Below are 20821 nucleotides of genomic sequence, written 5' to 3'. Positions count from 1 at the left end.
TTATTCAAGTTACACCGCGGCAATTCATCTTCCGTTAATCTCTCGTGCCACCAAAAGTGACCACCAATTAACCAAAAAGATCCATCTGGTCTGTTTTTAACCCGCCATTGCGATCAAAAAAGAGCCATACAGCCCCTTTTCGACTCACAGGTCATTTTTCCACGCCTTGATCTGGATGGGTGTTTTTCGGGGAAGATTAAAAAAATAATTAATCAAACGAATGTATGATTAACTTCCCGCCCCCCGACAACGGTCGCAACCCCTGGCGCCAGAAGGCACACTTCGTAACAAAACGGGCCCTTGTGCGGGCCCGTTGACAATCGTTTTCTCTCCCTCCCTCGGAGTCGGAGTCAGGAGTGATCGTGTTCCATCCGGGTCGCCACGGCGATCCGGTTCCAGGCGTTGATGGTAACCACCTGCACCAGACACTGGGCCAGCAGGGTTTCCCCCAGTTGGGCCAGCGCCGCCTCATAGGTCTGCGTCGTGAGCCCCTTGTCGGCGATCAGGGTCACCTCGTCGGTCAGGGCCAGCACCGCCCGCTCCCGGGCATCGAACAGCGGCGACTCCTGCCAGGCGGCCAGCGCCAGCAGACGCTGGGCGCTCTCCCCGTGCTTCATCGCCACGTCGGCGTGCATCTCGATGCAGTAGGCGCAGCCGTTGATCATGGAGGCGCGCAACTTGATGAGCTCCTTGAGCGACAGGGGAATGTCGGTGCCCCCGAGGTAGGACTCTAGGCCCATCATGGCCGAGACGGCGGCGGGCACCTGGTTGGCGAGCTGGATACGGTGTGACATGGCAAGACTCCTGTGATGGACCCCGGATGGGGCGGTGAGCTGATTGTTCACTTTTTCATTGTTGATTAGAATATCGTCATAACCTGCAACAGTTTTGCGTTTATCGCAAAGGTGAATCCATGCTGGATCGCATCCGCATCCTGGCCCAGGTGGTGGAATCGGGCAGTTTCTCCCGTGCCGCCCGCGCCCTCAACCAGGCCCCCTCCTCCGTGACCCGTGCCATCGACGCCCTGGAGCAGCAGCTCGGGATCCCGCTCTTCAAGCGCAGCACCCGCCAACTGGTGCTGACCGAGCAGGGCGCCTATTTTCTCGCCCGCTCCCTGCCCCTGCTGGAGGAGGCGGATCAGCTGGTGCAATCCCTGCAACCCCTCTCGGTGGCGCCAGAGGGGCCGCTGCGGGTCTCGGTGTTCGAGAGCTTCGGCGCGTCCTGGCTCTCTCCCCGCCTGCCCGACTTCCTCGCCCGCTACCCCGGGGTACGCCTGGAGGTTGCGCTGGACAACCGCATGGTGGATCTCGATGCCGAGAACGTGGACGTGGCGGTGCGCATCGGCAAGCCCGCCGACAGCAGCCTGCACACTCGCCATCTGCTCACCAACCGCTCGCTGCTGGTCGCCTCCCCCGCCTATCTGGCCCGCCATGGCGAACCCGCCCATCCCGCCGAGCTGGCCCACCACAACTGCCTCATTCGCGGCCATGGGCGCCAGCGCCAGCACTGGTACTTCCAGCAGGGCACGGAGCGCGAGAAGGTGGCGGTGCAGGGCAACCTTGCCTCGGTCGGGGGTACGCCCCTGCTCTGCGCCGCCCTCGCGGGATGCGGCGTGCTGCTGCTGTCGAGCTGGATGGTGCAGCAAAGCATCGACGAGGGCACCCTGCTGCCGCTGCTGCCAGAGTGGCTCGCCTCCCCCTACGAGGATCGCCAGGACGAGATCCACGCGGTGTTTCGTGGCGGCCGCTTCCTCAAACCCCAGACTCGCGCCTTCATCGACTTTCTGGTCGAGGCGATCAGGCCCTTGCAAGGGCCACGCTGACCGCAACAGGGCCTCCTGGCGAAACCCTGAAAACGCAGACGCCGGGCACAGGGCCCGGCGTCTGGAAATGAGGGTCGCCACGGCGACCGCTCAGCGTGATTTTCGCCCGTCAGGGCTCGGGGAGAGCCCCCGGTAATCCCCGTAGGGGAAGATGTTGCGCAGGCGCTGGGCCACGGGCTCGGGGATGGAGCGGGAGAAGACCAGCCTCACCCCGTTGCCGTCCCGCAGGCCCAGGATGCGCCCGCGCACCGGCTCATGGTGCAGGATCTGGGTCGCCTGGGTCACAAAGCGCGGCGGCACCGAGCCCCGCTTCACCACCACCTTACCCGGCGCGAGCCGGACCTCGAACAGGGCGCCGCGCCCCAGCGTCATCAACCACCCGATCAGGGCTATCGCCACCAACAGAGACAACCAGGCCATTGCGTCTTCCTCCCGTCAACCCGATGTTCGCCAGTATAACCGGGGGCGCCTCACCATGACCCGGCCGCCATCACGCTTTCACTCACTGCCGGGCCTTATCGGCGCCCCTTGCCCCAGGCCACCAGGGTATCCCGATAGAGGGCGAGTAGGGCCTGATCCCGCACCGCGACCCCGACCTGCTGGGCCGGGCAGTGGGCCCACTCGTCATGGGGATGGCGGGTGTCGTCAAATTTTTGCAGGGTATGGCCGATGGCGGGCCCCTCGGTGATGACCCGCACCGGCCCCTTGCGCAGGGTGAACAGCGCAGGATCGATCACATAGGCGATGGCGGAGGGATCGTGCACATGGCACCCCGCCATGCCGATGCGCTCGGAATAGAAGCGCAGGTAGAAGCGGCTGACATCCCACAGGAAGCGGCCCGGCTCCCCCGCATCGTCCCGCAGGGCATCCAGATAGTCGGCGGTGAAGATGCTCTGCTGGGTGACGTCGAGCCCGATGATCACCAGGGGCCAGGGGGCGGTGAAGACCCGGTCCGCCGCATCGGGATCGTCGTGGATATTGGCCTCGGCATAGGGGGTCACGTTGCCGCGATGGCCGTTGACGCCAAAGGCACCGCCCATCACGACCACTTCTTTCACCAGGGCGGCTACTTCGGGGGCCGCCTCGAGCGCCAGCGCCAGGTTGGTGAGGGGACCGATGGTCACCAGGGTGATCTCGCCGGGATGGGCCTTCACCGTCTCGACGATGTATTGCCAGGCCGGGCGGGGATCCGGGATGAGGGTCACCTCCCCCGCCTGAACGTCACCAAAGCCGCTCGGGCCGTGCACCACCGTCGTCGGCCCCACGGGCTCGCGCAGCAGCGGCGCGGCGGCGCCCCGGGCCACGTCCGCCTTCATGCCATATTTTTGCTTGAGCCAGAGGGCGTTGCGGGTGCCGTTTTCGATGGTGGCATTGCCAAACACCGTGGTGATGGCGAGCAATTCGATGGCAGGGTGCGCCTCGGCAAACAGAATGGCCATGGCATCGTCGATGCCGGGATCGGTATCCAGAATGATCTTGTGGGTCATGGGTCCTCCGTGAAACGAGCTGCCAGTGTAGCGGGCCCTCGCCGCTTTGACAGCACCGGGATCACAACCTCGGGGTTTCCTTTGCATCAGGCATGCTGGCGGGACCACTCGCCCCTGGGGTCAGGGCAGGGTCACTCGGAAGGGGCGACCACGGCCTCCTCTCCCCTGGCGGTGCGTTTCAGTTGCCCCATGAATTGCTTGAAATGGGGGAGAAACCCCTTGAACAGCTCCTCTTTGCGATGCTGCATCATGACTTCGCCAAACAGCTTCAACCCGACGATAAACGCCTGATGTTCCTGCTCCGACATGGCCAGCTTCCCCTTGCTGAGCGCCAGGATGGCAAAGATGTCGTCGTGATTCTGGCAGTCGAACTGCAACGGGGGCACCTCGCGGTCCAGCGCCTGGACCTGTACACGATAGGTGTGTGGCATCTTTCATCTCCTCTCGGGCTGGGCTTTTGCCCATATGGTTGATAAAATCAACTAAACCCTTTTAAGTTGACTTTATCAACCATGAAGTTGTCAAACCGCCTCTTCCGGATCCTCGATCAGTACAAAATCGCCATGACGCAGCATTTCCGGGCACAGCAGATCGCCCTTAGCCCCCTCCATTACAAGGTGCTGCAACTGATCCATGCGCTGGATCCCGCCACGCCGCAGCTCATCGCGCAGCGGTCGGGCCGCGACAAGGCGCAGGTGACGCGCCTGCTGCAGGAGATGGAGAAACAGGGGCTCATCGAGAAGCGGCCCCATCCCACTGACAGACGCAGCATCTGTCTGGCCTTGACCCCGCTGGCCTGCGAGCGGGTCAACCAGGGGAAGCAGGAGGCCGCACGGCTCGACGAACGGCTGTGTTCCCTGCTGACGCCGACGGAGATAGCGCAGTTGCAGCAACTGCTGGACAAGATAGAAAAAGGGCTTGAGTCGACCGGTTAGGGTCAGCGTCAGGGGGTCCGCTGCCTGATTTGTGGCCAACCAGCGCGGCCTGCGCTGGCGGCGCCTTGTGAGCCACTCCCGGAGATGGTATCACTGGCCCCACTCTCCCCTTCCCGCCGAGGCGCCATCGTGATCACCCTGATTAAAGAGTCCGACCAGTTGAAAATGCCCTGGAAGAACAGGCAGGGCACCACGGCCCAGATCCTGATCTCCCCCCCTGGTTCGACCCTGGACAAGCTCGACTTTGACTACCGGCTGAGCTCGGCCCCCATCAAGGAAGCGGGGAGTTTCTCACGCTTTCCCGGCTACCAGCGCATCCTGCTGCCCGTCAGCGGTGCCGGTTTCGTGCTCAACGGCCACCCCTACGCCACCTTCGAGGCAGCCCACTTCAGCGGGGATGACGAGACCCGCTGCGAGCTGCTGAAAAAAGAGGTGACGGATCTCGGGCTCATCTACCACCCGGCGCGCATCAGTGCCAACGTGCGGGTGCTGAACCTGCCCTTCCCCCTCAGCCTCACCCTGGAGGCGGACAAGTGCTACCTCTGCCACCTGCTGGAGGGCCAGCTCACCGTGCAGGGACAGCAGGTCGCACCGGGCGAGACCCTGGTGGTGCAGGGGGAGGAGAACATCCGCTTCGAGTGCGGCAAGAAGACCACCCTCGCCTTCTTTACCCTGCAGCCCAAGCAAGCCGCCGTTTAACGCCGGGGGGCACGGCCCCCGCTGTCGAGGCAGGCCTGCATGGTGTCATAGGGGGTATAGTGCCTGGTGCGGCTGTAGTAGGTGCCGCCCTTGGGGTGGCAGATGCCGCTCCGGCTCTTCTTCACCGGGGGCTCGGCGGCCAGCGCCATGGCGCACAACAGCATAAGGCAACAGCCAAGCATCCATTTCACTGCGTTCATGCTCTCTTTTCCGAAGGGGCGTAGGCGGGCCACTGGCCCATTTGCGGCCTATTCTACGCCGGTCATCTCCTTGCCACCCCAGACCAGATCATGAAAGCGCCGCGACGCAGCACAAGCGAAGACAAAAAAGCCGGGACCCTCCCGGCTTTTGCTTGTGCTGGCGGCGACACGACCCTTGGCACTACCCCACCTTGAAGCTGCCCTTCATCAGGGCGAAGTGGCCCGGGAAGGAGCAGAAGAAGGTGAGATCCTTGCCCGCCAGGCCGTCGGTCTTGAAGGTGACGCTGGTGCTCTCGCCGCCCCCCACCAGCTTGGTGTGGGCCAGGATCCTGGGGTCATCCTTGGGCAGGTAGTCGTGATCGACCCCGGCGCTCATGCCGGCGGTGGCGATGGCCTGATAGTCGGCGGTGTTGGCCAGCACCCAGTTGTGGCCCATGTTGGCCACCGGCAGCTTGCCCGTGTGATTGAGGGTCACCGTCACCTCCTTGCAGGTGGCCGGCACGCTCATCGCCGTCTGGTTGAACTGCATGGCGTCATTGCCTTCGATCACCAGTGCGCACTCGTCGGCCAGGACCGGGGTGGCGAGGGAGCCAAGAAGCAGCAGGGTTAACACCTTTTTCATCACGTTCTCCTTTGATTGACGAAGGATGACAGCACAGGCATCTCGCCCCCGTGGGTGCGACCCGCAAAGATGCTGTCAGGATCGATCTTCATTGTATTCAAATGTCGCCGAAGGACGACCGCTTTTGGGCCAGCCTGCGGGCCCGGTCACTTCTTTTATCCCGACCCCGGGCCCAAAGCGGGTTGATCACATCCCCGTCCCGCTTAATTATTTGCGGCCTTCCCGCCCACGGCCACTCGCCAACACCGCAGCCGTTGGCTAAGCTGCTCCCCCGTCGATGACTCCCGCGAGAATGAGAGATGAAGTTCCCCTTTGCGCCTGCGCTGGCGCGCACCCTGCTGCTCTCCCTGATCCTGCTGCTTGGCGCCTGCCAGCCGGCCCCGACCCAGACCCGTATCCAGGGCAATACCATGGGCACCTATTATGCGGTGACCCTGAGCGACCCCTTCCCCGGCGGACAGGGGGCACTGCATCAGGAGGTGGAGGCGCTGCTGGCACGCCTGAACAAGGAGATCTCCACCTATGATCCGGGCTCCCTCATCTCCCGCTTCAATCAGGGAACGGGGCAGCCCCCCCAGGTCATCCCGGCCACCATGGCGAAGATTGTGCAACAGGGCATTGACGCCGGGCACCTCACCCGGGGGGTTCTCGATGTCACCGTGGGCCCCCTGGTCAATCTGTGGGGATTCGGGCCGGACAAGCGCCCGGTCAGGCGGCCCAGCTCAGAGCAGATCGCCAAGGCGCGGGAGCGGGTCGGCATCGACAAGCTCACCCTGACCCCCGAGGGAGATCACTTCCTGCTCGGCAAGGCCATCCCAGACCTCTATCTGGATCTCTCCACCCTGGGCGAGGGGGCGGCCTCCGACGAGATAGCCGGGCTGCTGGAGCAAAAAGGGGTCCACAACTACCTCATCGAGGTGGCGGGGGCGGTGCGCAGCAAGGGGCACAACGACAAGGGCAATCCCTGGCGGGTGGCCATCGTCGAGCCCTCTGACAGACCGGGCGCCATCGAGGATGTGGTGACCCCGAACGGCATGGCGGTGAGCACCGCCGGCAGCTATCGCAACTATTACGAGCTCGACGGCAAGCGCTACTCCCACATCATCGATCCTGCCACCGGCGAGCCCGTGACCCACAAGCTGGTCTCCGCCACCGTCATCACCCCCACGGCCCTGGAGGCCGATGCCCTCGACACCGCCCTCATGGTGATGGGCCCCGAGCGGGCGATGGCCTTTGCCAGGGAGCACAAGCTGGCGGTCTATCTCATCGAGAAGACCGCCACGGGCTTTGCCGCCAGCCACACCCCCGAGTTTGCCCCCTATCTGGTGCGCAAGCAGCCCTGAATGACGAGGCCCCGCAGTGCGGGGCCTCGTTCACTGACCGCCTATTCGATGGGGATGCGGTGGGGCGCTGGGCTGGCCGCCTGCTTGGGCAGGCGCAGGGTGAGGATGCCGTTGTCAAAGCGGGCGCTCACCTGCTCTGGCGACACCTCCACCGGCAGCTCGACGCTGCGCGACACGCTGCCATAGTAGCGCTCGCTGCGCAGGGCCCGTTCATCCTTGCTCTGGCTGTCAAACTGGCGGATCTCCGCCTTCAGGGTCACCAGCTTGCCGTGCACGTCCACGTGGATGTCCTCCTTCGCCACCCCGGGCAATTCCGCCAGCAGCAGGTAGTCATCCCCGCTCTCCCGCAGATCCAGCTTGATCTGGCCGGGCAACGGGTCCCCGTGCAGGGGGCGGATGTAGAAGCCGGAGGCCATGTCGTGGAACAGGTCATCAAACAGGCTGGTGCGACTCGGTAGCAAACTCATCTGATCCCTCCTTGTGAGCGGGCAAGGGAGCAGACGGGCACCCTGCCCCCTGCCGCCTCCCGCATGCTGATACTCTTCAAGTCTAAAAACCGGGACAGCGCCTGCCAGTGCCAACTCGCCTTCCCTTGACCGGGATCAAAGGCAAGACACCCTTTTTTTCACCCACGGTCTGCGGGAAAAACCGGGGCCCCTCCCCATGTGCAATTGCCTGCCTGCGGACTTTGGTGGCACACTTCTCCCACCAGCCCGTAGCGCCTTGATGCCAGACAGATGCAGACACCGGACTCCGTACCCGAGAAGAAACCCCAGCCCAAGCCCAAGCGCATCCTGCTGGTCAACGAACAGCGTTCCTTCCAGATGATGATGAAGGCGATGCTGATCAACATCGGCATCAACCGCATCACCTACACCAACTCCGCCGACGAGGCGCGCCGCCGCTGCCAGAAAGAGAGCTTCGACATCTATCTGCTCGACTATGAGCTGGGGGCGGGCGAGAACGGCCGCCAGTTGCTGGAGAGCCTGCGGGATCAGCAACTCATTCCGCCCCAGAGCGTGGTGATCATGGTCAGCAGCGACGGCTCCCGCGCCATGGTGCTGAGCGCGCTGGAAGCCGAGCCCGACGAATACCTGATGAAGCCCTTCTCCCAGGAGCAGTTCTCGTTTCGCCTCAAACGCGCCCTCGCCCGTCGCCAGGCGCTGGAGAGCGTCTTCAGCGCCCTCACCCGGGACGACCTGCCCGCCCTGGTGGAGGCCTGTGCCAAACAGGCGGACGCGGTGCCCCGCTTTGCCAACTTCTGCCGCTGCCTGCAGGCCGACACCCAGCTCAAGCTGGGCCAGGCCAAGGAGGCCCGCAGCCTGATGCGCCAGCTGCTGGCGGGGCAGGAGAACAGCTGGGCTCGCCTCACTCTGGGCAAGGCGTGCCATACCCTGGGTCTGCACGAGGAGGCGGTGAGCCACCTGCAAGCCACCCTGAAACACACCCCCCTGATGGTGGAGGCTTACCTCTGGCTCGCGGAGTCCCTGCTGGCGCTGGGCAATGACGAGCAGGCCCAGCAGGAGCTGCGCCGGGCGGTGGACATCTCTCCCCAGTCGGTGCAGCTCTCCCGCCGTCTGGCGGAGGTGTGCCTGCAACGGCACGACTACGCCCAGGCCAAGGACGTGCTGCTCGCCCTCATCGACTTGTCGCGCAACTCGATCCACCGCACGCCGCATTATCTCGGGGCCTATATCCAGACCCTCACCTTGTACGCCCTCAACAGCAACGACGGCTACCACATCGCCAACCTGCAAAAGCAGGTGAACTCCGCCCTGTCGCGCATCCGCGACTCCCTGATGATGTCGGAGTTCAACTACCCGGTGTTCGAGCAGATCTGCCAGGCCCGGGTGCGCATCGCCCTGGGGGAGCTGCTCAAGGGCAAGAAGATGCTCTATCGCGCCAACCAGAACTGGCTGGACGAGCCCGCCACCATGCCTCCGGCTCTCCTTGGCGAGACCATACTCGCCCTCTATCAGCTCGGGGAGTTCGAGTACGCCGAGAGCCTGCAACCCCTGCTGGCGGAGGATGAGGATCGGCTGCTCACCACCTGCATCCAGGTGACCCGGGATGACAAGACGGTGCAGGAGCGGCGCCAGCGCTATCAGCAGCTCAACGATCTGGGCATCAAGGCCTATCAGGCCGGGGAGCTGGAGCAGGCCCTAGGCCACTTTCGCGAGGCCCTGCGCCGGGCGCCCGCCAATACCGGCGCCGCCCTCAACAAGATCCAGGTGCTGCTGCAACTCATGCAGAAGAACCGCAAGAGCCCGGAGTTTGGCGCCGAGTGCAAGGAGACCCTGGAGGTGCTGGAGGGCATCCCCCTCAACCCCGCCCAGCAGGAACGTTTTCGCAAGCTGCGCCAGGAATATCATCAGCACAGCTGATATCCCCCCTCCTCCCCTCACCTATGCTGATACTGACTCAGGGAAGGGAGGGGCAACACCATGGCAATGTGCCGATACCTGGTGGCCGATGGCCGCCACTGCACCGAAGAGGCAGGGGATCATGATCTCTGCCGCTGGCACGACCCCGCTGCGGCCCACAACACCCCTGATACCGCCGAGGCGCTGGAGCGCTATGTGCGCCAGGGAGGCCTGTGCCACGGCCTGCAACTGGCCCGCGCCGAGCTGGCGGATCTCAACCTGGTGAACAGGCAGGGTCCGGAGGGATTCTTGCTGGAGCAGTGCAACCTCTATCGCGCCAACCTGCGAGGTGCCCATCTCTACGGCATTCGCATCAAGGGCGGCAGCCTGATGAAGGCCGATCTGAGCGAAGCGAACCTCCACTGCGCCACCCTCGACGACGTCAACCTGCTCGGCATCCGCTGGAAGAACACCCGCCTCGACAACCTGGAGACGGGCAAGCGGCTGATGCAGGACAGAAAGGGGCGCCGCGAGCGGGACCCGGCGCAGGCCCGCGTCTGGTTCAAGGAGGCGGAGGAGACCTACCGGGATCTGCGCAAGGCCTCCGAGGCCCAGGGCATCTTCACCATGTCCGGTCGCTACATCCAGCAGGAGCTCACCATGCGCCGCCTGCAGATGCCGTTCTGGTCCTACCGCCGCTTCGCCTCCTGGATAGTGGATCTCTTCTGCGGCTACGGCGAGGCCCCCATGCGGGTGGTGCTTTTTTCCCTGCTGCTCATCGTCATCTGCAGCATTTTTTACTTCTTCTGCGGCCTCAACTTCGCGGGCACCCACCTCATTTATCGCCCGGACGATCCTCTGGAGCAGAACGCCATCTTCCTGATGGAGTGCCTCTACTACAGCGTGGTGACCTTCACGACGCTGGGGTATGGGGACTTCACCCCGGTGGGGTTGTCGCGGATCTTCGCCGCCTTCGAAGCCTTTACCGGCAGCTTCACGCTGGCGCTGTTCGTGGTGGTGTTTGTCAAGAAGATGACCCGCTAGAAACCTGTCCACTATCTTGCTGGGAAGCCGCTTCCAAGGCTCATATGCTGCTCGCTTATGTGTCGCCAGGCGCTCCCATGTATACATATGCACTCAGGTTCCTCTGCTGCGCGTCACCTTGTTGACAGACTCTCGCGACAGATCGTGAACAGATTCCCGAGCCGCTGCGCCAGTCACAGCCCCCGAACTTGCATCCATCGCGGATTCCTAGTCCAATAAGCGACGAACAAAAACGACATGAGCACCCCGAACATGAAGATCATCTCTTTCAATATCAATGGCCTGCGCGCCCGTCTTCATCAGTTGCAAGCCCTTATCGACAAGCATCAGCCGGACGTGATCGGCCTGCAGGAGATCAAGGTGCACGACGAAGCCTTCCCGGTCGCGGATGTGGAGGCCATGGGCTACCACGTGGTCTTCCACGGCCAGAAGGGGCACTACGGGGTCGCCATCATGAGCAAGCAGGCTCCCATCGAGGTGCAAAAGGGTTTCCCCACCGATCCGGAAGATGCCCAGCGCCGCATGATCATGGCCAGCTTCAAGCGGGAAGACGGCTCCGTCATCAAGGTGATGAACGGCTACTTCCCCCAGGGGGAGAGCCAGGATCACGAGACCAAGTTCCCGGCCAAGCAGAAGTTCTATGAAGACCTGCAGCACTACCTCGAGACCCACCACACCCCGGACGACCAGATTGCGCTGATCGGGGATATGAACATCTCCCCCACGGATCTCGACATCGGCATCGGCGAGGCGAACCGCAAGCGCTGGCTGCGGGATGGCAAGTGCTCCTTCCTGCCCATCGAGCGTGAATGGATGGAGCGGCTCAAGGGGTTCGGCCTCACCGACACCTTCCGCGCCGCCAACCCCACCGAGTGCGAGCGCTTCTCCTGGTTCGACTACCGCTCCAGGGGCTTTGACGAGAACCGGGGCCTGCGCATCGACCTCATCATGGCCTCCGACGCCCTCAAGGACAAAGTGACCGAGACCGGCATCGACTACGAGCTGCGCGGCATCGACAAGCCCTCGGATCACGCCCCCATCTGGACCTGCTTCGCCTGATCCCCACGCCAGGCTAGCCCTCGCCAAAAGACCCTGCCCCCGCCCATGCGGGGGCTTTTTCTGTTCACTGCCCCGCCCTTTCTTAATCCATGTCAATTCCCAGGCAGACGGCGCTTGCCAGGCCTTGACCTTCTCCTTTCGGCAAGGTTTAGATTCGGCCCATCCGTCACAGGGAAGCCACCCATGCTCTCATCGAGATTGCCCACCACGTTCATCGCCCGGCTGTTGCTGGGGCTGATGCTCGTCTGCAATCTCACCCTGTGCATCGGCTGGCATGGGGCGGCCACCGCCCTGCCAAGTGACGCATCCGCATCCATCCTGACTCCGGCGCAGTCCCCCCTGTCTCATGGACTGCACCAGAGCGAGCCTGTGCAGCATTCCGCCATGCACCAGGCCGACACAGCTTCCCTCTCCTGCCACGGCGGCCCCCAGAGTGAGGCGGCCCCGCCCGGGGAGGAGTGCCAGATGCAGAGCGGCGTCTTCGGCGCCACCAGTGCGCCGCCCCTGCTCGGCCTGCTGCTGCTTCCTTTGCTGTTGTTCCCTTCGTGGCGCCTCGCCCCCCTGCTGGACAACTGGTTGCGGGATCCCTTCCTCCGATCCCGCGGCACCCACCCTCCCTCCTGGCCGCGCCGACACCTGATGTTGTCGGTGCTGCGCCACTAGAAAGCGCTTCTCTTGCGGCAGCGGCAAGCCTCGGCTTGTCCGTTTTCTGCCGCCTTGCCTGACCCTGTGACGACTGGCCCCGCCAGCAACAGGGAGCCGTGCGTCCGCTGACTCGTCAGCAACGCCCCGTTTGCCGCCAGCCCCTTGGGTGATGCCTTGCACCTCACCCGACCGGCGGCCTGCAAAAGAGAAGACGTATTATGTCACCAGCCCACTTTTCACCGTCCAAGGTTGCTGCCTTCGCGGGCACCTTATCCTCCTGCACTTTCTGCATGCAGACTCGCGTCGGAGGCTTCTCATGAACAAGACACTGTTGATGTCCGCCCTGCTGCTGGCCCTCGGCGCCGGTGGCGGCTACTGGACCGCCAAGCAGACCTCCGCTGGCACTGCAGCCAAGGAGAAGACGCCCCTTTACTGGGTCAACCCCATGGATCCGCGCGACAAGCGCGACGGCCCGGCCAAGGACAACATGGGGATGGACTTCATCCCCGTCTATGAGGAAAAACAGGGCGGCTCACCCGGCACCGTCACCATCAGCCCCGAGATCCAGCAGAACCTGGGGGTGCGGCTCGCCAAGGTGGAGAAACTGCCCATCCACCAGCAGATCGAGACGGTGGGCTACGTCGGTTATGACGAGGACAAGCTGGAAGCCGTCAACGCCCGCATGGCGGGCTGGATCCGCACCCTCGCCATCAAGAGCGAGGGGCAGCAGGTGAACAAGGGGAGCCTGATTTACGAGCTCTACGCTCCGGATCTGGTCAATGCCCAGCACGAATATCTGCTGGCGATCAATACCGCCAACCCCCTGCTGCTGCGCGCCGCCGAGGGCAAGCTCAAGTCCCTGCAGGTGCCGGCGGATCAGATTGCGGCCCTCAAGGGCAGCCGACAGGTGCAGGAGACGGTGCGCATCTATGCCCCCAGCAGCGGTTATGTCTCCGAGCTGAAGGTGCGCGAGGGCCAGTATGTGGAGCCCGCCGCGGCGCTCTTCAACATCAGCACCCTCAAGCAGGTATGGGTGAGTGCCGAGGTGTTCGAGCGTCAGGCGACCCAGCTGAAGGTGGGGGACCCGGTCACCATGACCCTCGACTATGCCCCCGGCCGCCACTGGCAGGGCCGGGTCGATTACCTCTACCCGACTCTGGATGCCACCACCCGTACTCTCAAGGTACGGCTGCGCTTCGCCAACCCGGACGAGTTTCTGAAGCCCAATATGTTCGCCAAGGTGAGCATTCGCACCGGGCAGGGAGAGCCGCAACTAGTTGTGCCGAGCGAAGCGGTGATCCGCACCGGCAGTCAGGATCGGCTGGTGCTGGCGCTGGGGGATGGCAGCTTCAAATCGGTGGCCGTCACTCTGGGCCCCCAGTTTGGCGACAAGGTGGCCATCAAGGCTGGGGTAGAGGCTGGGGATAACATCGTCAGCTCGGCCCAGTTCCTGCTCGACTCGGAATCGGCCATCGATTCGGACTTCCAGCGCATGACGGCGGTGCGCCCCGCCCAGGTGTGGACCCAGGGGGAGGTTGAAAGCATCGATCTGGCCAACCGCACCCTGATGGTCTCCCACCAGCCCATCCCCGAGTGGCAGTGGCCCGCCATGGAAATGGAGTTCGCCGTCGCCGATGAGGTCGATATCAACCAGCTGGCCGAGGGACAGACCCTGCACCTGCAAGTGATGCAGGAGGGGGATGAGTACCGCATCACCACCATCCATCAAGAGCAAGCGCCCGCAACTGGCGACACCGCCAAGCCTGCGGCAGATGAGATGGGCAAGATGGAAGGCATGGATCATAGCCAGCATCAGATGGCGATGCCCGAGATGGAGAAGAAGTCATGATCCCTTCCATCATTCGCTGGTCCATCGGCAACCGCTTTCTGGTGCTGCTATTGACCCTCATGCTCACCGCCTGGGGGCTCTGGTCGGTCAAACAGACCCCGGTGGACGCCCTGCCGGATCTCTCCGACGTGCAGGTGATCATCAAGACGGCCTATCCGGGCCAGGCACCCCAGGTGGTGGAGGATCAGGTCACCTACCCGCTCACCACCGCCATGCTGGCGGTGCCGGGGGCCACCACGGTGCGCGGCTACTCCTTCTTCGGCGACTCCTTCGTCTATGTGCTGTTTGACGACAACACCGACCTCTACTGGGCCCGTGCCCGGGTGCTGGAGTACCTAAGCCAGGTTGCGCCCAACCTGCCCGCCTCCGCCCGCCCCCAGCTCGGCCCCGATGCCACCGGGGTGGGCTGGGTCTACCAGTACGCGCTGGTGGACAAAACCGGCAAGCATGATCTCAGCGAGCTCACCTCGCTGCAGAACTGGTTCCTCAAGTACGAGTTGCAGACGGTGGAGGGGGTCTCCGAGGTCGCCACCGTGGGCGGCATGGTGCGCCAGTATCAGGTGCGGGTCGACCCTGACAAGCTGCGCGCCTACGGCATCCCGCTCTCCCTAATCGAGACCGCCATCAAGCAGGGCAATCAGGAAACCGGCGCCTCCGTCATCGAGATGGCAGAAGCCGAGTACATGGTGCGCTCCAACGGCTATCTGAAAAGCGTCGAGGATCTGAAGCAGATCCCGCTCGGTACCAATGTGCGCGGCGCCCCGCTGCTGCTGGGGGATGTGGCAGATGTGGTCACCGGCCCCCAGAGCCGGCGCGGTCTGGCCGAGCTCAACGGTGAAGGGGAAGTGGTGGGCGGCATTATCGTCATGCGCTATGGCGAGAATGCCCAGCACACCATAGACGGGGTCAAGGCGCGGCTCGCCCAGCTGAAGAGCAGCCTGCCAGAGGGGGTGGAGGTGGTCACCGTCTACGATCGCTCCGACCTTATCCAGCGCGCCATCGACAACCTCTCCGGCAAGCTGGTGGAGGAGTTCGCGGTGGTGGTGCTGGTCTGCCTCGCCTTCCTGTTCCACCTGCGCTCGTCGCTGGTGGTGGTCATCTCCTTGCCCATCGCCATCCTGACCGCCTTTATCGTGATGCACCTGCAGGGGATCAACGCCAACATCATGTCGCTGGGGGGCATCGCCATCGCCATCGGCGCCATGGTGGATGGCGCCATCGTGATGATCGAGAACGTCCATAAACACATGGAGCGGGAGGCGCTCACCGACAAGAACCGCTGGCGCATCATCACCGAGGCGAGCATAGAGGTGGGGCCCGCCATCTTCTTCTCCCTGCTCATCATCACCATCAGCTTCCTGCCGGTGTTTGCGCTGGAGGCGCAGGAGGGGCGGATGTTCCATCCGCTGGCCTACACCAAGACCTACGCCATGGCCGCCGCTGCCGCGCTCGCCATCACGCTGGTGCCGGTGATCATGGGTTACTTCATCCGTGGCAAGGTGCTGGCGGAGCAGGCCAACCCGCTGAACCGTGGCTTAAGCCAGGGCTATGTGCCACTGCTCAAGGCCGTCTTGGCCCGCCCGAAAACCACCCTGGCCATCGCCGCCGTGGTGACGGTGGCGGGCTTCTGGCCGCTCAAGTACCTGGGCTCCGAGTTCATACCGCCGCTCGATGAGGGGGACATCATGTATATGCCCACCACAGCGGCCAATATCTCGGTGGGCAAGGCGCGGGAGATTTTGCAGCAGACCGACAAGCTCATTCGTACCGTGCCCGAGGTGCAAAACGTGTTCGGCAAGGCGGGGCGCGCCGAATCGGCCACCGACCCCGCCGATCTGGTGATGATGGAGACCAGCATCCAGCTCAAGCCACGCGATCAATGGCGCCCCGGCATGACCCCGGAGAAGCTCAAAGAGGAGCTCGACTCCCTCATCCGCTTCCCCGGCCTCACCAACGCCTGGGTGCCCCCCATCAAGACCCGCATCGACATGCTGGCCACCGGTATCAAGACCCCGGTCGGCATCAAGATAGCGGGGCCCGATCTCAAGGTGATCCAGCAGCTCGGCCAACAGCTTGAGCAGATCGTTGGCAAGGTGGAGGGCGCCTCATCGGTCTACGCCGAGCGGGTGGCGGGTGGGCGTTACGTCAAGGTGGACATCGACCGGCTAAAAGCGGCCCGTTACGGCCTCAATATCGCCGACGTGCAGGCGGTGCTCGCCACCGCGGTGGGCGGCATGGAAGTGGGCCAGACCATCGAGGGGCGCGAGCGTTACCCCATCAACCTGCGCTATCCCCAGAGCTATCGCGATTCGGTGGCGAGCCTGGAGCTGCTGCCCGTGGTGACCCCGAGCGGCGCGCGCATCGCGCTGGCAGACGTGGCCCGGGTTTACATCAGCGATGAGGCCCCCATGCTGCGCAGTGAAAATGCGCGCCTCAACGGTTGGGTCTACGTCGATATTCGCGGCCGCGACATCGGCTCTTTTGTAGATGAGGCCAAGGCAGAGGTAGGCAAGCAGCTGGTACTGCCGGCGGGCTACGCCCTCACCTGGTCCGGCCAATACGAGTACATGGAGCGGGCCAAGGCGCGCCTCGCCTACGTGGTGCCATTGACCGTCGCCATTATCGTGCTGCTGCTCTATCTGGCGTTTCGCCGCGTTCAGGAGGTGTTGCTCATTCTCACCACCTTGCCGCTGGCGGTAGTGGGCGGGATCTGGACCCTCTGGCTGCTCGACTTCAACCTCTCGGTGGCGGTGGGAGTGGGCTTTATCGCCCTGGCCGGGGTGGCGGTGGAAACCGGCGTCCTGATGCTGGTCTACCTCAACCACGCCTGGGATGACATCGTGGCCTGCGGCAAGCCGGACCAGGCGGGCCTGCACCGGGCGGTGATCCACGGCGCCGCCCTGCGCCTGCGCCCCAAGATGATGACGGTGGTCACCATCATCGCGGGCCTGCTGCCCATCATGTGGAGCCACGGCACCGGCTCCGAGGTGATGCAGCGCATCGCCGCGCCGATGATTGGCGGCATGGTGAGTGCGTTAGGTCTGACTCTCCTGGTGTTGCCCGCCGCCTACTACCTGTGGCGCAGCCGCAGCCTTGGCAAGGCCGACCCCCGGCAAGCCGACTGACCCGACTTCACCACCGACTTTGAATAAACGACGAGGAAAAGATCATGAATTACAAGACGTTGACCCTGACATTGCTGCTCGGCCTTGCCACCCACACCAGCCTGCAGGCCGAGGAGACGATGAACCACCAGGGGCACGACATGGCGCAAATGGAGGGGATGAACCATGAGGGCCACGGCATGGCCGCCATGCAAACCGAGCAGACCCTGATCAAGGGGACCATCACCCGCCTCGATGCCGCGAACGGCAAGCTCGAGATCAGGCACGAGGCGATCACCAACCTCAAGATGCCCCCCATGACCATGGTCTTTCGGGTGGCTGATCCAGCCCTGCTCAAGGATCTGAAGGTGGAGGATGCGGTGCGCTTTCACGCCGAGAACCCGGCCGGCAAGCTCACCGTGACCGCCATCCAGAAACAGTAAGCGGAGTCATTTCAATAAAGACGGCGGGATCATCCCGCCGTCTTTATTTATGACATCACAAGATGTGGCTCTTTCAGCCACGAATATGCGCGATAAAGGCGTCGATCTGTTCGCGGCCGCAGGCGGGGTTCATGAAGACCGCCTTCTCCCCGGCGATATAGGAGTACTTGCCACGCTCGTCGTATTCCGAGTGTGCCACCGCCTCCACCCAGTTGGTGTAGAGCCCTACCTTGCCGCGTCCCTTGAACAGGCTGCGGTGGTAGTCGGTGTTGCGCTGCAGGCGCGCCTTGTAGGCGGGATCGCTGGAGCGGGCCAGCTCGAAGGCGAACTCGGCCTCGGGGTCCTGTACCCACTCTGGGTTGTAGATCTTGAAGCCGACACTGGGCCCCTGGTTCTCCTGGGCCACCAGCTTGACGTTGCCGAGCTGGCTTAACCGGAAGCGGAAGTAGTTGGCGTTTTGCAGGCAGTGGGCAAGCACGGTGCGATACCCCTCCACCCCCAGGTAGTTGAGGGCCGCATAGGCACCGAACAGGCCGCTCGCCCCGCGGGAGCACTCGATGGTGGATTGCAGGTGGGTCTGACCCTGGATGTCCCGCTCGAAGTAGGAGAAGTTCTCCGGATCGTTCTCCATCGCCTTGAGATCGTCCTGCTCTTTTATCATCACCAAGCTGGAGGTGTAGGGCACATAGCCCCACTTCTGGAAGTCCACGGTGAAGGAGTCGGCGTATCTGAGCTCGGCGAAGCGGCTCACGTTGCGCTCGATCCCCGCCAGGGTGGCGCTGTTGATGGCGAGCGGGTTGGCGGCAAAGTCGTAGTCCAGGAAGAAGATCATCGACCAGCCGATGGCGGCGTCGACGTGGATGTGGGGCCTGACCGCCACCTCGAACCGCTCGCAGAGGCGATCCCGCAGCTCGACCACGGGTTTGACCCTATCCACCCCGAAGGTGTCGGTGGTGCCCATAGTGAGCATGATGGTGGGTACCACGTGATGAAGGGCGAAGCAGGCGGTCAGGGTACGCTCGAGGTGGTCGAGATCGATGTCGTTGTTCTCGCCGACCTGGATGCGGATGGTCTTGTTCTCGATGTCCACCCCGAGCAGGGAGAGGTTGGTGATGTTGGAGTAGTGACCGCCCTGGGAGTTGATGATGCGGTAGTCCTGATAATGACCGAGCCCCTTGTGCTTGGCCTGTGGCAGGCTCTTGCGGATGCCGAGCAGGTAGCCGTAGAGGTTACAAAACGTCCCCCCCTGGGTGAAGATGCCGGTGGCGCGAGCTGGGTCATAACCCGCCAGCAGCGCTATCTGGCGCACCACCTTCTTCTCGAGCTCCTCGGCCACCCCGGCATACTCGGAGTAGACCAGGTTGGGATTGGCCAGAATGCCCATCTGGGCGCCATAGATGGCGGGATCCGCCGACATGGTGATGACGTTCTCGACGCTGGAGGGGTTCTCCCAATCCTTTGACAGGGCGCCGGCAAACAGCAGCTCCGCCATGGGCTCCCCCGGCGTGCGCATGGTGGCCGGCACCGGCATGGTTTCGCAGAGATCGGCCAGACGGGCGCGACCATCGGGCCAGGCATTGAGCCGCGCATCCGGCGCCAGTCCACGGGCGCGAAACTCGTTGAGGGTGGCAAAGCCGGGCTCGCGAAAGACCGGCCAGAGGTCGGGGTTGCGTGAGAAAAAGTGGGCTTTGACGGTGGCAAAACGGCGGGCGAATTCGGGGGAGACGGCGTTGACGCCCTCATCTTTCAGATAGACCAAGTGATTCATTTTTATACCATTGATACTGCTGAGGTGCGGTTTTTATACTCCAGTGACACCTCTATCAACAGAGACAATAACTAATGGTCTGCCCTACTTTTTGTCATGTTAGCGCCCTGACGGGCGCCGCGCCCCCTCTTCCCTCTTTTCCCCTGTTCATCTTGTGATCCTGGTCATGGGCAAGGTCAGCGCAGGGCGGTCAGCAGCCATGCCGAAAACCCTTCCAGCTCGGGGTTGGCCGAAAACGTCGCCCGCCACTGACGCAGCAACTCGTCGATGGCCTCGGGACGATAGGCCACCCCGGGCAGGCGTGCGGCCAGGTCATCCAGAGGCGCAGGATCCAGGGTGTCGCTGAAGATCTGTGCCCGTCCTATCACCCCCTTCTCCACGTCGAAATGAAGCTCGACCCCGCCCCAGGGGAAGCGCTCCTCCAGCAGGTGGCTGAAGGCGGGAGCATGGCCGAAGTTCCACTCCCAGCTGCGTTGGCGGGCAAAGGTCTCGGCAAAGCCGGGCAGGTCGGGCATCCGCTCGGGGGAGATATGCTCGGGCTGCACCACCTCACCGTGATGGGCAAAGAAGGCGTTGCACAGGGCCTGCACCACCTGCTCATGATCCAGACCAGGCAGCAGCTCGCCAAGGTTCGCCACCCGGCTTCTCACCGAGCTGATGCCCTTGGCCGCCAGCTTCTTGGGGTCGGGATTGAGGTAGTGGGCGAGGCGGCCGAGATCGGCATCCAGCAGCAGGGTACCGTGGTGAAAGCCGCGATCATGGGTCTCCCGGTAGGCCGAACCCGACACCTTGCGATCCCCGTCCGGGGTCGCCACCAGCAGGTCGTTGCGCCCGGAGGCGAAAGCACTCACGCCGAGTCTGGCGAGGGCATCAATGACGATGGCGGTGGAGACGCTCTTGTCATAGCCGGGCTTGCCCGCCATGAAGGTGAAACAGCTGTTGCCAAGGTCGTGGAACACGGCGCCGCCCCCGCTGCTGCGCCGGGCCAGGGTCACCCCGTCCTCTTCCATGCGGCGGGTGTTGCACTCCTTCCAGGGGTTCTGGGCCCGGCCTATCACCACCGTATTGTCGTTGCGCCACAGGAACAGCACCCGCTGGGCCGGGTCCATCTGGCGAAAGATGCACTCCTCCACCGCGAGGTTGAACAGGGGATCGTGGGAGTCGGAGAGCAGCAGGCGCAAGGAAGACATGACAGGACCTTCTCGGGAAACAGAAAACGGATGACTACCATACCACCCTGAACGGAGGAAGGCGTCCCCCGACCGCCACAGGTCGACACCCGATCGGGGAAAGAGCATCAACTTCTGATACGACAGGAGAAGACAAGAGGGAGTCGCCGAAAACATGCAGTTTGTCATTAACAGGCGAGAAGAGAGGCGGCAGCCACCCCTCCTGGAATGACACCTTATGCCCTTGTCACCGGGCCGGTGACGGGTTG

The 20821-nt window shown here is 63.5% G+C and carries 20 protein-coding genes; 11 read left to right on the top strand and 9 right to left on the bottom strand.

Features of this window, described 5'->3' with window-relative positions; translation table 11 throughout:
* Positions 1-350 precede the first annotated feature (350 nt).
* Complete coding sequence (locus tag C2U30_RS21840) at positions 351-794, bottom strand: carboxymuconolactone decarboxylase family protein (RefSeq protein ID WP_010673680.1); 444 nt, start codon at positions 792-794, stop codon at positions 351-353.
* A gap of 119 nt (positions 795-913) precedes the next feature.
* On the opposite strand from C2U30_RS21840, the gene C2U30_RS21835 reads away from it, so the two are divergent.
* Complete coding sequence (locus tag C2U30_RS21835) at positions 914-1822, top strand: LysR family transcriptional regulator (protein ID WP_039039206.1); 909 nt, start codon at positions 914-916, stop codon at positions 1820-1822.
* A 90-nt stretch (positions 1823-1912) separates the two neighbouring features.
* Here C2U30_RS21835 and C2U30_RS21830 read toward each other — a convergent pair whose 3' ends face one another.
* From C2U30_RS21830 to C2U30_RS21820, 3 genes are all read right to left on the bottom strand, one after another.
* Entirely contained in the window at positions 1913-2242 is a 330-nt protein-coding gene (locus C2U30_RS21830) for a DUF3634 family protein (RefSeq protein WP_039039207.1), read from the bottom strand.
* Positions 2243-2337: 95 nt separating this feature from the next.
* Entirely contained in the window at positions 2338-3309 is a 972-nt protein-coding gene (locus tag C2U30_RS21825; RefSeq protein ID WP_039039208.1) for a nucleoside hydrolase, read from the bottom strand.
* Positions 3310-3440: 131 nt separating this feature from the next.
* On the bottom strand, positions 3441-3740 hold the full coding sequence (locus C2U30_RS21820) for a DUF3861 domain-containing protein (RefSeq protein WP_042014216.1): 300 nt from the start codon (positions 3738-3740) through the stop codon (positions 3441-3443).
* Between the two features lie 81 nt (positions 3741-3821).
* Between C2U30_RS21820 and C2U30_RS21815 the strand changes: the two genes are divergently transcribed.
* Both C2U30_RS21815 and C2U30_RS21810 read left to right on the top strand, forming a co-directional pair.
* Positions 3822-4244: a MarR family winged helix-turn-helix transcriptional regulator gene (locus C2U30_RS21815; protein ID WP_103244536.1), complete on the top strand. Its 423-nt coding sequence runs from the start codon at positions 3822-3824 to the stop codon at positions 4242-4244.
* 129 nt (positions 4245-4373) lie between these two features.
* Positions 4374-4943 (top strand): HutD family protein, encoded by a 570-nt coding sequence (locus C2U30_RS21810; protein ID WP_103244535.1) that lies wholly within the window; start codon positions 4374-4376, stop codon positions 4941-4943.
* Here C2U30_RS21810 and C2U30_RS21805 read toward each other — a convergent pair.
* Entirely contained in the window at positions 4940-5143 is a 204-nt protein-coding gene (locus C2U30_RS21805) for a hypothetical protein (protein ID WP_103244534.1), read from the bottom strand. The genes C2U30_RS21810 and C2U30_RS21805 overlap by 4 nt on opposite strands.
* A gap of 181 nt (positions 5144-5324) precedes the next feature.
* A complete protein-coding gene (azu, locus tag C2U30_RS21800) occupies positions 5325-5765 on the bottom strand; it encodes an azurin (protein ID WP_043155526.1) in 441 nt (146 codons plus the stop codon).
* Between the two features lie 299 nt (positions 5766-6064).
* Here azu and C2U30_RS21795 point away from each other — a divergent pair, with 299 nt between their 5' ends.
* Positions 6065-7108, top strand: a complete 1044-nt coding sequence (locus tag C2U30_RS21795) for an FAD:protein FMN transferase ApbE (protein WP_010673671.1) — start codon at positions 6065-6067, stop codon at positions 7106-7108.
* Between the two features lie 41 nt (positions 7109-7149).
* Here C2U30_RS21795 and C2U30_RS21790 read toward each other — a convergent pair whose 3' ends face one another.
* A complete protein-coding gene (locus C2U30_RS21790; RefSeq protein WP_010673670.1) occupies positions 7150-7575 on the bottom strand; it encodes an Hsp20/alpha crystallin family protein in 426 nt (141 codons plus the stop codon).
* Positions 7576-7845: 270 nt separating this feature from the next.
* Here C2U30_RS21790 and C2U30_RS21785 point away from each other — a divergent pair, with 270 nt between their 5' ends.
* The 7 genes from C2U30_RS21785 (at position 7846) to C2U30_RS21755 (ending at position 17615) form a co-directional block, all read left to right on the top strand.
* Positions 7846-9492, top strand: coding sequence for a response regulator (locus C2U30_RS21785; protein WP_010673669.1), 1647 nt, complete (start codon positions 7846-7848; stop codon positions 9490-9492).
* Between the two features lie 60 nt (positions 9493-9552).
* On the top strand, positions 9553-10515 hold the full coding sequence (locus tag C2U30_RS21780; protein WP_103244533.1) for an ion channel: 963 nt from the start codon (positions 9553-9555) through the stop codon (positions 10513-10515).
* Positions 10516-10767: 252 nt separating this feature from the next.
* Positions 10768-11574, top strand: a complete 807-nt coding sequence (gene xthA, locus C2U30_RS21775) for an exodeoxyribonuclease III (protein WP_010673667.1) — start codon at positions 10768-10770, stop codon at positions 11572-11574.
* 183 nt (positions 11575-11757) lie between these two features.
* Positions 11758-12237, top strand: a complete 480-nt coding sequence (locus tag C2U30_RS21770) for a hypothetical protein (protein WP_103244532.1) — start codon at positions 11758-11760, stop codon at positions 12235-12237.
* 298 nt (positions 12238-12535) lie between these two features.
* Positions 12536-14068, top strand: a complete 1533-nt coding sequence (locus C2U30_RS21765; RefSeq protein WP_199767307.1) for an efflux RND transporter periplasmic adaptor subunit — start codon at positions 12536-12538, stop codon at positions 14066-14068.
* A complete protein-coding gene (locus tag C2U30_RS21760) occupies positions 14065-17193 on the top strand; it encodes an efflux RND transporter permease subunit (RefSeq protein WP_103244531.1) in 3129 nt (1042 codons plus the stop codon). The genes C2U30_RS21765 and C2U30_RS21760 overlap by 4 nt, the downstream gene beginning before the upstream one ends.
* 44 nt (positions 17194-17237) lie before the next feature.
* Entirely contained in the window at positions 17238-17615 is a 378-nt protein-coding gene (locus C2U30_RS21755) for a copper-binding protein (RefSeq protein WP_103244530.1), read from the top strand.
* Between the two features lie 73 nt (positions 17616-17688).
* Here C2U30_RS21755 and C2U30_RS21750 read toward each other — a convergent pair whose 3' ends face one another.
* Positions 17689-19383 carry a pyridoxal phosphate-dependent decarboxylase family protein gene (locus C2U30_RS21750; RefSeq protein WP_103244529.1) on the bottom strand — a complete coding sequence of 565 codons (1695 nt, stop codon included), beginning with the start codon at positions 19381-19383 and terminating at the stop codon, positions 17689-17691.
* Positions 19384-19559: 176 nt separating this feature from the next.
* Positions 19560-20573 (bottom strand): lipoate--protein ligase, encoded by a 1014-nt coding sequence (locus C2U30_RS21745; RefSeq protein WP_103244528.1) that lies wholly within the window; start codon positions 20571-20573, stop codon positions 19560-19562.
* Positions 20574-20821 lie beyond the last annotated feature (248 nt).

The sequence above is a fragment of the Aeromonas sp. ASNIH5 genome (assembly GCF_002902865.1).
In the GTDB taxonomy this organism is placed as follows: domain Bacteria; phylum Pseudomonadota; class Gammaproteobacteria; order Enterobacterales; family Aeromonadaceae; genus Aeromonas; species Aeromonas caviae.
Note: the sequence above shows the minus strand (reverse complement) of the source record. Positions and strands in the feature narration are given on the sequence as shown.